The organism is Acidimicrobiales bacterium (genome assembly GCA_033344915.1).
Classification (GTDB): Bacteria; Actinomycetota; Acidimicrobiia; order Acidimicrobiales; family Aldehydirespiratoraceae; genus JAJRXC01.
In genome coordinates this window covers 2809582-2823559 of the sequence record JAWPML010000001.1, presented here as the reverse complement: position 1 = coordinate 2823559, position 13978 = coordinate 2809582, and the positions used below count along the sequence as shown (strand labels likewise).

At 70.9% G+C, this 13978-nt stretch carries 12 protein-coding genes; 6 read left to right on the top strand and 6 right to left on the bottom strand.

Annotated features, from left to right (window positions below):
* Window positions 1-33 precede the first annotated feature (33 nt).
* From R8F63_13550 to R8F63_13535, 4 genes are all read right to left on the bottom strand, one after another.
* The gene (locus R8F63_13550; protein ID MDW3219632.1) at window positions 34-1230 is read right to left on the bottom strand and encodes an alpha/beta hydrolase; all 1197 of its coding nucleotides are present in this window, start codon (window positions 1228-1230) and stop codon (window positions 34-36) included.
* Window positions 1227-2384 (bottom strand): hypothetical protein, encoded by a 1158-nt coding sequence (locus R8F63_13545; GenBank protein MDW3219631.1) that lies wholly within the window; start codon window positions 2382-2384, stop codon window positions 1227-1229. Before R8F63_13545 ends, R8F63_13550 begins: the two co-directional genes overlap by 4 nt.
* 105 nt (window positions 2385-2489) lie before the next feature.
* Complete coding sequence (locus R8F63_13540; protein ID MDW3219630.1) at window positions 2490-4961, bottom strand: transglutaminaseTgpA domain-containing protein; 2472 nt, start codon at window positions 4959-4961, stop codon at window positions 2490-2492.
* On the bottom strand, window positions 4958-5491 hold the full coding sequence (locus tag R8F63_13535) for an RNA polymerase sigma factor (protein MDW3219629.1): 534 nt from the start codon (window positions 5489-5491) through the stop codon (window positions 4958-4960). The genes R8F63_13540 and R8F63_13535 overlap by 4 nt, the downstream gene beginning before the upstream one ends.
* Before the next feature lie 139 nt (window positions 5492-5630).
* Between R8F63_13535 and R8F63_13530 the strand changes: the two genes are divergently transcribed.
* Both R8F63_13530 and R8F63_13525 read left to right on the top strand, forming a co-directional pair.
* The gene (locus R8F63_13530) at window positions 5631-6779 is read left to right on the top strand and encodes a nitronate monooxygenase (protein MDW3219628.1); all 1149 of its coding nucleotides are present in this window, start codon (window positions 5631-5633) and stop codon (window positions 6777-6779) included.
* A gap of 48 nt (window positions 6780-6827) precedes the next feature.
* Complete coding sequence (locus R8F63_13525; protein ID MDW3219627.1) at window positions 6828-8015, top strand: hypothetical protein; 1188 nt, start codon at window positions 6828-6830, stop codon at window positions 8013-8015.
* Here R8F63_13525 and R8F63_13520 read toward each other — a convergent pair.
* The gene (locus tag R8F63_13520) at window positions 7999-8823 is read right to left on the bottom strand and encodes a hypothetical protein (protein MDW3219626.1); all 825 of its coding nucleotides are present in this window, start codon (window positions 8821-8823) and stop codon (window positions 7999-8001) included. The two genes, R8F63_13525 and R8F63_13520, sit on opposite strands and share 17 nt — an antisense overlap.
* A gap of 70 nt (window positions 8824-8893) precedes the next feature.
* Between R8F63_13520 and R8F63_13515 the strand changes: the two genes are divergently transcribed.
* Together R8F63_13515 and R8F63_13510 are read left to right on the top strand one after the other, a co-directional pair.
* Window positions 8894-11146: a molybdopterin oxidoreductase family protein gene (locus R8F63_13515; GenBank protein ID MDW3219625.1), complete on the top strand. Its 2253-nt coding sequence runs from the start codon at window positions 8894-8896 to the stop codon at window positions 11144-11146.
* A gap of 6 nt (window positions 11147-11152) precedes the next feature.
* The gene (locus R8F63_13510; protein ID MDW3219624.1) at window positions 11153-11716 is read left to right on the top strand and encodes a GNAT family N-acetyltransferase; all 564 of its coding nucleotides are present in this window, start codon (window positions 11153-11155) and stop codon (window positions 11714-11716) included.
* On the opposite strand, the gene R8F63_13505 is transcribed toward R8F63_13510, so the two are convergent.
* Window positions 11694-12599 (bottom strand): LLM class flavin-dependent oxidoreductase, encoded by a 906-nt coding sequence (locus tag R8F63_13505; GenBank protein ID MDW3219623.1) that lies wholly within the window; start codon window positions 12597-12599, stop codon window positions 11694-11696. The genes R8F63_13510 and R8F63_13505 overlap by 23 nt on opposite strands.
* Before the next feature lie 52 nt (window positions 12600-12651).
* On the opposite strand from R8F63_13505, the gene R8F63_13500 reads away from it, so the two are divergent.
* Window positions 12652-13446 (top strand): SDR family oxidoreductase, encoded by a 795-nt coding sequence (locus R8F63_13500; GenBank protein MDW3219622.1) that lies wholly within the window; start codon window positions 12652-12654, stop codon window positions 13444-13446.
* A 72-nt stretch (window positions 13447-13518) separates the two neighbouring features.
* Window positions 13519-13953, top strand: coding sequence for an arsenate reductase ArsC (locus R8F63_13495; GenBank protein MDW3219621.1), 435 nt, complete (start codon window positions 13519-13521; stop codon window positions 13951-13953).
* The last annotated feature ends 25 nt before the right edge of the window (window positions 13954-13978 follow it).

Genomic DNA, 13978 nt, shown 5'->3' with positions numbered 1-13978 from the left:
CGAGGGAGATGAATCCTTCCACCCGCTTCTGCATCACCCGGCCTGGGTGGCGAACTCGACGAAGAGCTCCACGAAACGCTGGTTGATGATGCTCTCGTCGATGTTGTGGCCCGCGTCGTCCACGACGTCGTACCACGAGGACAGCGGCCCACCGGCGGCTGCCCATGCGGCCGCGACCGGGGCGCCCTGGGTGTCGGGATCGACGAGCGGATCCTGGGCTCCGACGGCCCAGTAGGCCGGAGGGACGTCGTCCCCGAGCCGCCACAGCGGGCTGGCGTGCGCCAGCGTCTCGTCGGTGCACAGCTCACAGCCGAGGTGCGCCCGGGTCAGCGTCAGCGCCCAGTCGTGTGGGTGGTCGGCGAAGGACACGAGGTCCGTCGGTCCGACAACGCTCACGACCCCTGCCACCGTCGAGTCGACGCGTTCTTCCGCCGGCGTCAACCCGGTCGGTTCGAAGTCGCCTGGTGTCGCCGCGACGAACGCTGCCAGGTGGCCTCCGGCGGACGCGCCGTAGAGCACGATGCGGTCACCGTCGATGGCGCCGGTCTCCTCGCCCATCACCTTGACCCAGCGAAGGGCGCGCTTGACGTCTTCGACGGGTGCCGGGAACGGATGATCCGGGGCGAGCCGGTAGCCGACCGACACCACCGCGTAGCCGAGTTCCGCGAACCGTAGGACCATGTCCGGCAGGTGTTCCTTGCCGCCCGCGACCCAACCGCCGGCGTGCAGGTAGACGACTGCGGGCGCGTGGTCGCGAGCAGGGAGGTACACGTCGAGCTGCTGCTCCGGATCGGGTCCGTAGGGGACGTCGAGTTGCGGAGCCCGTGGGGGCTCCGGGGTGTAGGCCGTGGGCAACACGTCCGCGTTCGCGTCCACCCGGAGGTCGCCAGGGCGGGGATCGGGGACGATGATCGGGTCGACGCTCGACTCCTCCGGAGGAGCCGCAGGCACCGGCTCGTCGGTAGGCGCCGACTCCTCGACGGCCGCCGCGACCGCCGGGGGTGCTGCCGGAGCCTGCGGTCCCGGGGGAGCGAAGGCCGAGTCGCCGCCGGCGCCGAGCTCCAGGGGCTCGATGCTCGCCGGAGAACGGGCGGCGAGCGGCCAGCCGAGTGCGACCAGGCCTGCGATCGTGATCACGCCGACGGCTCGGACCGTCCAGATCCGCCGCCGTGCCGGGTCGTGGGAACCCGCCGGCTCCTCCTCGATGATGATGTCCGCCGATGAAGTCATTCCGCCGCTCCTGTGTGGGTGCTTTCCCGAGTAGACGAAGCGGCTCCCGCGTTCCTTCCCTCGCCGGCGTCGTGCACGAACAATCTTCCGAGGCCGATGGCGGCGAATCCCAGTTCGGGGACCTCGACGCCGGAGATCAACCCGTGCGCACGCTCGAAGCGCCCGGTGCCCCCGGTGATGAGGCGGTACGTGACCGTCGTCTCGAGGCCTGATCCGTGGTCGGCGCACCCGCCGAGCCGGGCCAACGACGAGTAGAAGAGTTGATCGCCTCCCTCGACGGTGATCGTGCCCGTCGCCAGGCGTAGCTCCGGTCGGCTGGTGGATCCGTCGTCGTTGTCGCACGACATGCTCGTCCCGATGGCGCGATGGCCGGTCGCGGCGTAGGTCGCCTCGCCGATCGTCGGACCGCGCAGCTCGCCCGTTTCGTGGAAGTCGCAGACGACGAGCGGGGTGAGGCTGTGATCGCAGCCGCTCTCCGGCGCCGAGGTCTCCACCGCGACGAGTCCCTCGAAGTACGCCAGTTCGACGAGGCCGGCCGGGGATGGCGGTGCCGAACGCGGGGCCGAGGGCAGCCAGTCCTCCCAGAGGTCCGCGCGCACCCGAAGCCGACCCGTCGCGAAGCTCGAGAACTCGGGCAGCGTGCTCGCGGCGGTGGAGATGGCTCCCGTCGCCCCCTCGAAGCGCCCCGAACCTCCGGTGACGACCCGGACATCCGGATCGCCGGAGCAGGTGCCGACCGTGTAGTGGATCTCCTCGCCCCACTGCGACGTGATCGTTCCTCCGATGACCTGTCGCGTCGGCGGCGACTCGTCCTGCGGACACGAGACGGAGCCCTCCACCGTCACGCCCGAGGCTCGGCCCAGGTGCGTCGCGACCCCCTCGAAGGAGGCCCCCGCCGCGTCGTCGCGCACAGCCTCCCAGTAGGTCACCTCGATGTACTCGGGTTCCTCCTCCGGCGGGTCGTCATCGATCGCGCGAGACGACACCGGCGCGGGAACGGGGTCGTCCGGAGCCGCACGATGGGGGCTCGCGGTGTGGCCGTAGATCGTGGCGAGGAGGGCCATGACGCCCAGCATCAGCGGCACCGCCGCTGCGCGCCTGACTCGTTCGGCCGCGTTCTCCGCGACGACCACCGCTTCCGCCTTTCGAGCCATCTGCCCGCTCCGTCCGTTGTCTCGTTCATGAGACGGACTCGAGCCGCGCATCCTTCCGGTGGCGTGAAATCCGGCGGCCGAGCGGCCATGCGAGCGTCTGCGGGCTCAGGGAGAGACCACGACGCCAACGGCGATCCCGCTCGGCTCCGGTGAGGAGCCACTGACTCCCGACGTGAGTTGGAGGACGACCCGATCGGTCCCGACCGCTGCTGACATCACGCTCAAGTCCGACGCGAGGATCGTCTCCGTGAGCGTCCAGTCCGACAACTCGTCTTCGTCGGCCGTCGACCAGGCGACGACCCGGGGGTCGCTCAGATCGTCGGTGTCGAGCAGGCCATAGGCGATGATGCCGGCCGGGCCGGCCGAGATCCCGAACCCCGCGTGACCGCCTTCGACCCGAACCGACTCCCAGGTGAGCCCAAGGTCGTCCGACCGGATGATCCCCGCGCCCCGCCCTGCGTAGATGGCACGGTCGGCGAACGTGACCGAGCGAAGGGAGCCGTCGAAGGGCCGCTCGCGCCATTCGACACCGTCGGACGAAACGGCCAACGCGTCACCCGCCACAGCGACGAAGCTCCCGTCGGCGACTCCCAGGAGCGCGGCTTCGGGCGCGCCGTCGACCCGCTGGAACGCTTCACCGTCGACCGACCGATAGACGAGCGGGTGCGGGTCCCAGCGAGCCACCGCGGACTCATCGATTCCCAAGTCGGCGAGCGTGTACGAGTCCCAGTCCGACTCCGTCGGGCACTCGCCCGTATCCGTGTCGAACGCCGGGCAGTACGAGATCGTCGGCGCGTCGGCGGGGTCCGCGGCCGGGACCACGCGAAACGGTCCGGGCCACGGGCCCACGACGACGTCGGGGACCGGCACGCCTCCGTTACGGAGGGCGGCGAGGGCATCGTCGAGTCCGACGTCCTGGATGGCCACCACCACCACGGTGCGTCCGGTGACCGCTGCGGCCGCCAACTCGACGCTGGCGCCGAGCGCCGGATCGCGGAGGTCCGGGGGCCGAAGGTCGCCGGCCGGGATCTCGGTCCACGAGTTCCCGCCGTCGACACTGGACCACAGCCTCGCGTCGGAATCCGACCAGGCGACCATCGACTCGCCGTCGCCCGTCGCGCCCTCGATCGAGACACCTGCGACGCTCTCGACCTTCGACCAGCTCGCCCCGTCGGCGCTGAGGAAGAGCCCTTCGGTCGTGCCCGCGGCGAAGGTCGAACCGGCCCACGAGATCGTCGCGGCGCTCCCGGGAGGTGCCGCGGCTCGGGTCCAGTTGAGTCCGGTGTGGTCGGTCGGGGCAACCGACTGTTCCCCCGTCGAGCTCCGCCCCGGAGTCGGCTCGAACGGGATCCAGCCGGCATCGGCGAAGTACAGCTCCGGCCATGCATGGGCGTGCTTCCCCGACACGAGGTACTCGTCGAGGGCCGAGTCGTACTCGCCCCAGGTGAATCCGACGGCGACGCGCGACGGGATGCCGATGCTGCGAGCCATCGCGGCGAAGGCCGAGGCGAACTGTTCGCTGTATCCGCGCCCGATGGCGAGGAAGCTCTCGATGTCGGCCGCTGACTGGTCGAGGGCGACGTCCAGGTCGTACACGAAGCGTTCGGGATCCCGAAAGAAGCTCTGCAGCGCGACGGCGCGAGCGAGGTCGGTCTGCTGGCCGGCGGTGACCTCGCGAGCGAGCGCCGAGATCTCCTCGGGCCAACACTCCCGACCGGCCGCGGTCGAGCCCGGCGAGCAGACGGGCGGGAGCTGCGTGTGCTCTTCCATGAAGGCGTCGTCGACCCCTGCCCCGGCGTCCGCGGGCAGGCTGTCGACGTCGTAGTCGGGGACCGCGGACTCGATGACGTAGGTGAACGAATCGGGTATCTCGGCGAGGCCGTGCTCGACGACGAGCGCTCCGGTTTCGACCTCGTACTCGAGTTCGACGCCGTCCGTGAACACGATGCGGCTGACCTCGAAGGCCGCGGGGAGGTAGATGCCGTCGAGCCCGGAGACGGTGATCTCCTGGCGAACCGTTGTGCGCGAGACGCCCTCGGCGACGCCGGATTCGACTGCGCCGACTGCGGGGTCGAAGTTGGAGGAGCGGCGCCAGATCCCGTCCTCGAACTCGGTGAGCGCCATCATTCGCCAGTAGCCGCGATGATCCGGATCGACCCGAACGGTGAAGAGTTCGAGCTCTGCTTGCTCGAGGAGCAGGCTCCCGAGCTGCACGAGCGGACTCAGCACGGATCGCGTCTCGGGGCCGACCTCCGCGTCGCCGGGCACGGGCCGGTCGTCCGTGACCGCCGGCTGTTCCTCGTCCTCGGCCGACAATCCGAACAAGACGAGGGCGATCGCCGCCGCGACCGCCACGGGGACGAGCCATCGCCGGCGGGAGGGCCGGGCGCCCTGGGGCCGCCCATCGGGTCCCGCGGCATGGAGTTCAGCAGGCTCGATGATTGCGACCTCGTCGGTCACGGCAGGACCGGAGTTCGGCTCGCGTGCGTGGGCACGGACTTCGGCGCGAACCGCATCCCAGAAGCCGTCGCCGTGGCTCGGAGTCGGTGTGTCCCGGAGCAACTCTTCGATGTTCATCTCAGGCCTCCTTCCGTGTCGGCGATCCGACGCAGGTCGCGGTGCGCGCGATGGAGACGGCTCGCCACCGTTCCCTCGGGCACATCGAGGACTGCGCTGGCGTCGGCGTAGCTCATTCCCTCACCGTCGACGAGGACGACCACGGCGCGGAGGTCGATCGGGAGCTGCGCCAGCAGATGGATCGCGTGGTGGACGTCGAGTGCGGCGTCGGTGGGATCGGGGCTGGACAGGACGGGTGCCTCGCCCAGCGCCAGGTGGGTGTGACGTTGCCGCGCCCGCAGATGGTCGACGCAGGTGCGGTACACGATCCGGTACAACCACGTGCCGAATGCGGATCGTCCCTCGAACCGGCCGATGTTCCGGAAGGCCTTCAGATAGGCGTCCTGCAGCGCGTCGTCCATTGACGCGGCGGACCCGAGAAGCCGGAACGCGAGACGGCGCATCGTTTCGTCGTGGAGTTCGAGCAGCGCGGTGAACGAGTGTTCGTCCCCGCGTCGCGCTGCGGTCTCGAGGCCGTTCGTCGACGACATCTTTCCTCTCACGAGTGTTTGGACGTCATGCGCCACTGAATCCTTCACGAGAATCGACGACCCCGCGACGGTCCGTCCAGATGTGAACGATCGCGAACTGCTCCGATAGCGTCGGAAGCGACCTGCCGGGGAGAGCGCGATGCAGAACGATGTCACCGAGATGCTGGATCTGGAGTTCCCGATCTTCGCGTTCAGTCACTGCCGCGACGTGGTCGCCGCGGTCTCGAAGGCCGGCGGCCTCGGCGTGCTGGGCGCGGTCGCCCACTCGCCCGAGCAGCTCGAGATCGACCTGGACTGGATCGAGGACGAGATCGGCGACAAGCCCTACGGCGTCGATCTGATCATCCCCGCCAAGTACGCGGGCGACGACCAGGGCGGCTACACCACCGCGGATCTGATCCAGCTCATCCCCGCGGAGCACCGCGAGTTCCTCGACGACATCCTCGCCCGCTACGACGTGCCGCCGCTGCCGGAGAGCGACGACGACGAGCGCCGCGGTCAGGGCGGCATGGACCGCAGCGGTGCGGCGCCGTTCTCCGCGAACGCGGCGGGTCCTCAGATCGACGTCGCCCTGGCGAAGAAGACCGCGTTCGTCGCCAACGCACTCGGCCCGCCCCCCCAACACATGATCGACGCGGTGAAGGGTGCGGGCCGGGTCGTCGGTGCCCTCGCCGGACGACCGTCGCATGCCGAGGCCCACGAGCGGGCCGGCGTCGACATCATCATCGCCCAGGGGTCCGAGGCCGGCGGCCACACCGGCGAGATCGGCACGATGGTCCTCATCCCCGAGATCGTGGACGCCACGTCACGACCGGTGCTCGGTGCCGGCGGCATCGGCCGCGGGCGGCAGATGGCCGCGGCGATGGCCCTCGGCGCGCAGGGCGTGTGGTGCGGGTCGGTCTGGCTGACCACCGACGAGGCCGAGACCCATCCGGTCGTGAAGGACAAGTTCCTCGCCGCGACGTCGGCCGACACGATCCGCTCCCGGTCGCTCACGGGGAAGCACGCCCGCATGCTCAAGTCGGCCTGGACGGACGAATGGGAGAGCCCCGACACGCCCGACCCCCTCGGCATGCCGCTCCAGCCCATCCTCACCGCGGAGGCGCAGCGACGGATCAACCGCGCGTCGCACCACGCCGGGTCGGGCGCGGAGAAGCTGTCGAACTACTTCGTCGGGCAGATCGTCGGGAACATGAACCAGCGCAAGTCGTCCACCCAGGTCGTCATGGAGATGGTCGAGGAGTTCATCGAGGCCGTCGAGAGCCTCAAGGGCTATCTGGACTATTGAGCCGGTCGCCTCTGTCTCGGCGCAGGGCCGACCGGTACCCTCGGCGCGATGGCTGAGGTCAGCACCACCGGCGTACGCGCCGCCGTGCGCAATGTGGCGCGGCGGTCGCTCAAGCGCGTCCCGGTCGCGCATCGCCTCGCCAAGGAAGGCGTGGTCGCGCTGAAGCTCGCCCGCTATCGACGGGCCAAGGCGCGTCGCGACGGTGACGGCGGTGGCGACGAGGCCTGGCAGGCGCCGCTCGAGGGATGGTCCGACCTCGGCGTCGAGGCGGTTCGCTCACGGGCGTCCGCTGCCGGCGTCGGCGTGGCCGAGGTGGACGACGGACTCGTCGTCGCCCCCGGGTCCGCGGCCCCGTCCGTGTTCGGGCCCGCGGCCGCGGTGTTCCCGCCGGACGCCGAGTACCTGGTGCTCGGTACGGGCGATCGAGCGAGCGTCGATGCCCGATCGGTCGCGGTGACCGCGGCGTGGCTCGATGGTGGCCCTCGCCCCTACGACGCGGTCGCCACGGCATCGGGGGGCGTCGTCGTGACCGACGCGGGCGGCTCCGAAGCCGTTGCCCGCGGCGTGGCGCGGACCGCGCTGACCGATCGGGTGATCGACCGCCACGAGGAGACCTTGCACTTCGGCGACGTCCTCAGCGTCGTGAACGGCGGCGAACGTTTCCTCTACCAGGACGTGCCGGGCCGGGCGGCGCCGGGCCGACGGGACACCACGTCACGCATCGAGGCCATCGAAGCGATGCTCGCCCGCCACGGTGGCGGGTTCGCCGGTCGCACGGTCTTCGACGTGTGCTGCAACAGCGGCATGATGATGGGCGAAGCCCTCGCCCGCGGCGCTCGATGGGCCGTGGGCTGGGATCTGCCGGGCGTCGCAGCCGCGGCGGACGAACTCCTCGGCTCGCTGGGCGCGGGGCGGAGCAGCGTGCACGGCGTGTCGATCGACGACGACACGGACTTCGCGTCCGCCGTGCCGACGTGGCTGCCGGTCGATGGCTCGGTCTGCCTCTTCCTCGCGGCGTGGCACCACGTGTCGTTCCCGACCGGGGTTGCCGAGATCCCGTGGGAGTACCTCGTGTTCGAGGGCAAGGAGAACGAGGATCCAAAGGTCACGGCGGAGAACTTCGCGGCAATGGAGAAGCGCTGGTCCGCAGAGGTGCTCGAGTCGTCGACCCACGCGGACGGCATCTGCGGTCCGCGGCCGCTGGCCCTGCTCCGCCGCGTCAGCCCCGCCCGCTGATCGCCGCGGCTCGCCGGGCGGCGAGGGCCACGCCGAGTCCGCTGCGCCAGGTCGCGATGCGCCGATAGGCGCGTACCTGGGCGCGCACGAGACACGCGAGCCGCTCACCGTCGCAGGCGCCGGCCGAGTCGGCTCTCGCCTCGCGATAGGCCGACAGGAACGCCGGGATCAGCTCGGAGGCGTGCCGCCGGAGCAGCCGGGCATCGGACAGGCGGGCGGCCCGACCCGCCAGGCACGTGACGTACGTGGCGAGGTCCATCTCCGGGAAATCGACCGCGTCGATGGCGTTGCTCGTGTAGCGCGACGGCTCCGGATCGAAGATGACGGGCACGCCGTCGTCGGCGAGCCAGACGTTCGAGAAGCCGAAATCGCCGTGGAGCGTGACTAGCGTGCTCGGGGCGAATCGGCTCAACCCGCCGGGCGGCAGCGCGTCGCGCAGGGCTGGGGCCCGCGACCGTTCCTGCGCGGTCGGGAGATCGAGATCGTCGTGGATGCCCGCCAAGGCCGTCCCGACCGCGGCCACGATCGCGCGGGCGTCTGGCTCGTCGTGGTCGCGGAGCGCGGCGACGACTGCGGCATCCGCGGTGCGGGCGGCGGGAAGGATCTCGAACTCGATGCGGGGCGGGTCGTCGGACACGGATCGCACGACCGGACTGCGAAACCGCGTCCCGCCGATGGCGGCGAGGGCCTGGTATTTCGCGGCGGCCGCCGTCGCCTTGGCGAGGTCGTCGTAGTACTTGGTGACCCCGTCGGCGCTGAACTCGGTTGCCCGGGAACGCTCGACGCCGGTGGATCGCCCGGACCGCATCGCCCGACGTTAGCGGTCGCCGGCGAGCCGTGGCCGTGACCGCAACCGGGTGTCGTGCCACGATGACCGCATGACCGACACCGCCGATCGCACCGTCTTTCGCACCTGCCCCCTCTGCGAGGCGACGTGTGGCCTCGAGATCGAGATCACCGACGGCGCCGTCCGCCGCATCCGGGGCGATCGCGAGGATGTGTTCTCCCACGGGTTCATCTGCCCGAAGGGCTCCACGCTGAAGCAGTTGCACGAGGACCCGGATCGACTCCGCCAGCCGGTGATCCGCCGCGGGTTCGACCACGCGGGTGCGCCGATCTTCGAGGAGGTCTCCTGGGACGAGGCGTTCGCCGAGGCCGACCGGCTGCTCGGCGAGGTGCGCGCCGCCCACGGCAACGAGGCCGTCGGCATGTACCTGGGCAACCCGGGCGCCCACGTGCTCGGGGCGACGACGCACACCCGTCACCTCATCAAGGCCCTCGGCGGGGGCGCAGTCTTCTCGGCGAGCACCGTCGACCAGATGCCCCGGCACGTCGCATCGGGTTATCTCTACGGCAGCGGCGGGTCCATGCCCGTGCCCGACATCGACCGCACGGATCTGTTCGTCTGCATGGGGGCCAACCCCTACGCGTCCAACGGCAGCATCGCCACGGCGCCGGACTTCCCGGGCCGGATCGAGGCGGTGCAGGAACGCGGAGGTCGCGTCATCGTGATCGACCCGCGGCGCTCCCGGACCGCCGAGCAGGCCGATCTCCACATTCCCGTGAAGCCGGGAACCGACGCGGTGCTCCTCGCGGCCGTCGTGCGGCGCCTGCTCGAGGGTGGCGCGACGCCGGACGATCGGTTCATGGCATTCGTCGACGGCGTCGACGAGTTGCGCGCCGCGGTGGCGCCGTTCACGACCGAGCTCGCCGCGGCGGCGACGGGCGTCGACGGCGTGACGATCGAGGCGCTGGCCGACGAGATCGCAGCCGCGCGGTCGGCGGCGGTCTACGGCCGCATCGGCGTGTGCACGGTCGAGTTCGGGACACTCACCACCTGGTTGCTCGACGTGATCTCGATCCTCACCGGCAACCTCGACGAACCGGGCGGGATGATGTTCCCCCATGCGTCGCACGAGCGGGTCCGCGCCGAACGCCCCGGTCGCCCGTACCGCGTCGGCCGTCGTCACAGTCGGGTCAACAACCGGCCCGAGATCCAGGGCGAGTTCCCGGTCGCCGACCTGCCGGACGAGGTGCTCACCGAGGGCGACGGGCAGCTACGGATGCTGTTCACCGTCGCCGGCAACCCGGTGCTGAGCTGTCCGGACGGCGAACGGATGGACGAGGCGTTCGGCTCGCTCGACGCGATGATCAGCGTCGACATCTACCTGAACGAGACGACGCGCCACGCGAGCGTCGTCTTCCCGCCTCCGGGCTCGCTCGAGAAGAGCCACTACGACCTCAGTTTCACCGGCCTCAGCATCCGCAACGTGGCGAACTTCTCGCCCGCGATCTTCGAGGCCGACGGTCCGACCGAGGAGGACATCCTCGCCAAGCTCGCGCTCATCGCCCTGGGGTTCGGGCCCGACGCCGATCCGGACGTTCTCCACGGACAGGTGCTGGCCGGACTGCTCCAGGCGGAGATCGACACCCCCGAGTCGCCCGTCGCCGGTCGCGACCTCGACGAGCTGCTGGCGATGGTCGACGGCGACAGCGGGAGTGAGCGGTTGCTCGACGCGATGCTGCGTACCGGTCCGCGCGGCGACGGGTTCGGGGCCGTCGAGGGCGGGCTGTCGCTCGCGCTGCTCCGGGACAACCCGCACGGCATCGACTTCGGCGCGCTCGAGCCGCGGCTGCCTGCACTGCTGCGAACGCCGGAGCAGCGTCTCGACCTGTTCGCCGGTCCGTTCGCGCAGGACCTGGAGCGCCTCGCCGATCGGCTGCCCGAGTGGGCCGACGACGATCGCCTCCGGCTCGTCGGCCGGCGCCACCTGCGCAGCAACAACTCCTGGATGCACAACGTCCAGGTGCTCGTGAAGGGAAAGCCGCGCTGCACGCTGCAGCTGCATCCGGACAACGCGGCGGACCTCGGCCTGACCGATGGCGACGCGGCGATCGTCCGGTCCCGGGTCGGCGAGGTGACCGCACCGGTCGAGGTGACCGACTCGGTCATGCCGGGTGTCGTGAGCCTCCCGCACGGCTGGGGGCATTCGAAACCCGGCATCCGCATGGGCATCGCGGCCGAACATGCCGGTGTGAACAGCAACGTGCTCACGGACCCGGAGGCCATCGATCCACTGTCGGGCAACGCGGTCCTCAACGGCATCCCCGTCGAGGTCGTCCCTGCCTGAACGGCGATGAATCGTCTGGAACCCCCCGATCGCCTCGTGGGCGACGTCGTCGTCCTGCTCCGGGCCCGGCCGAGCCACATCGACGGACTCCACGCGGCCGTCGAGACGAGCCATGCCGAGCTCCGCCGGTTCATGAACTGGGCGCAGGACGACGCGCCGCAATCGCGGGAGGTGACGCTCGACGTCCTGGCGACATGGCAGGTGTTCTGGCGGGAGCGACGGGAGTTCAACTACGTCATGACCGATCCCGTCACGGGCGAGGTCATCGGTGGGTGCGGCCTGATGACCCGACAGGGGCCGGGGCGACTGGAGGTCGGCTACTGGGTGCGGTCCGATCGGGCCGCCGCCGGAATCGCCACCGCGGCCGCCCGGCTGCTCACCGACGCGGCCTTCGGGCTGCGGGACGTCGACGCGGTCGTGATCCACCACGACGCGGCGAACGGGGCGAGTGGTCGGGTCGCCGAGAAGCTCGGCTTCACCGAGGCTGTCCGTCGTGAGGCGGAGATCAGCGCCGTCGGCGAGGTCGGTGTCGAGGTGATCTGGGAGGTCAGGCGAGAAGCCTGGACCTGACCTGCCCGGCGAGCGTCAGCGTCTCCAGCGCGTCGGCCTGCGGGATCGTCATACAGCGGATGATCACGTCGTCGAAGCCGAGCGCGGCGTACTCGCCGAGTTCCGCCGTGACCCGTTCGACGCCGCCGTACACGATCGCCTCGCGGGGCATGCCCCGATAGCCGGCCGCGAACAGGTCGTCGCCGAGCGCCTCGGCCCGGGCCGCGTCCTCGAGGATGATCACGTCCTTGCGCACGATCGCCCGATGGGGCCGGCCGAGGCGGTTCGCCTCGCTGCGGTAGACGTCCAGCATCCGCGGCGCGTCCGCGGCGGTGACGTTCGGTCCGCCGTACCACGCATCGCCGACCCGGGCGGCCCGGCGCAACGGACCGTCGGCGCCTGCACCGATCCACCACTCCACGCCGGCCGGCGGTCGGGGGTTCACCCGGGCGTCGGTGATGCCGAAGCGTTCGCTCGATGCGGTCTCGCCGGCCAGCAGTGCGGCGACCACCCGGATCGCCTCGTCGAGGACGGTGCCACGCGTGGACAGCTCCGCCCCCATCGCCGCGAACTGATCGGCGCCGCCGCCGATGCCGGTCTGGACGATGAACGGCGCCGCGTGAAGGGCCGCCAGCGTGCCGATCTGTTCGGCGACGAGCACCGGGTTCCACAGGGGCAGCAGGAACAGACAGCCGAGCGGTCGATCCGGCGCCCATTCGGCGGTCAGCCGGCCGACCATCGGCACGTTCTGGTAGTAGGGGATCGCCATCGAGTGGTGGTCGCCGAGGCTGAGCGAGTCGAGGCCCGCGTCGCGTGCCGCGCGGGCCCGGTCGACGATGTGCTGCGCGCCCTCGGCGTGGTTCTCGACGAACTGGGTGGATGAGATCGACACGCCGATGCGCATGGCGTGATCCTAGAAGGTGGCATCGGTGCGGGGTTTGGGTCACGCTTTCGCCATGACCGAGCACGGCACCGACCTCACCGCCGATTTCGCCGCCCGCAGTGGCGCGGCCTTCGTCGTGGGCGGGAGCGGTGGCCTCGGCGCGGTGATCTGCCGGGAGCTCGCCGTGCGGGGCAGCGACGTCGCGCTCACGTATCGGGGCAACGAGGACGCCGCCCAGGCCCTCGCCGCCGACATCAGCGAGTGGGGCCGGCGAGCGTGGGCCGTCGGCCTCGACCTGACCAACCACGCCCAGGTGAAGGCATCCGTGGACGCGGTCGCCGAAGCGGCGGGCGGCATCCACACGCTCGTGTACGCCGCGGGGCCGCATGTCCCCCAGAAGCATCTCAGCACCGTTGATCCCGGCGTCGTCCGCGAACAGCTCGACAACGACGCGGCGGGATTCTTCGCCGTCGCCCAGTCGGCGCTTCCATTCCTTCGTGAGGTCGAGGGCAATCTCGTCGCGGTCACCACGGCAGCCACTCGGCGGTTCCCCGTGCGCGACGGCCTGTCGTCCATCCCGAAGGCCGCGGTCGAGGCGGCCGTGCGCGGTTTCGCGGCCGAGGAGGGGCGGTTCGGCGTGCGGGCCAACACGGTCGGCCCGGGGATGCTGACCGACGGCATGGCGCAGCGGCTCATGGCGGACGGCGACCTGGACGAACGGGCCCTCGATGCCGCCCGCGCCAACATCCCGATGCGTCGGTTCGGCGTGGCCGCCGACATCGCCGAGGCGGTCTGCTTCCTCGCCTCGGACCGGGCTCGCTTCATCACCGGCCAGCACCTCGATGTCGACGGTGGCTTCACCGTCTGAACCCGCAGACTTCACCGTCCGTACCCGCAGACGTCACCGTCCGAACCCCCACGCTGGCTACGGTCACGGCCCATGACGGACATGATCCCGGTTGCCGGTGAGATTCCCGCGGTGCTCTTCCTCTGCGTCCACAACGCAGGCCGGTCACAGATGGCTGCCGGATTCCTGCGCCACCTCGGCGGCGACGGCGTCGAGGTCCTCAGCGCCGGGTCCACCCCCGGTGACGCCGTCAACCCCGCCGCCGTCGAGGCGATGGCGGAGCTGGGCATCGACATCTCCGCCGCCCGGCCCCGGCGCTGGGCCGACAGTGACCTCGAGGCCGTCGACGTCGTCATCACCATGGGCTGTGGCGACGAGTGCCCCTACGTACCGGGGACGGTGTACGAGGACTGGCCGCTCGACGACCCGGCCGGTCAAGGGGTCGACGCCGTGCGTCCGATCCGCGACGTGATCGAGGGGCGCGTGCGCGACCTCATGCGCCGACTCGGCGTCGACGGCGACGGCTGAGCGGCGCTAACTTCCCGAGGTCCCG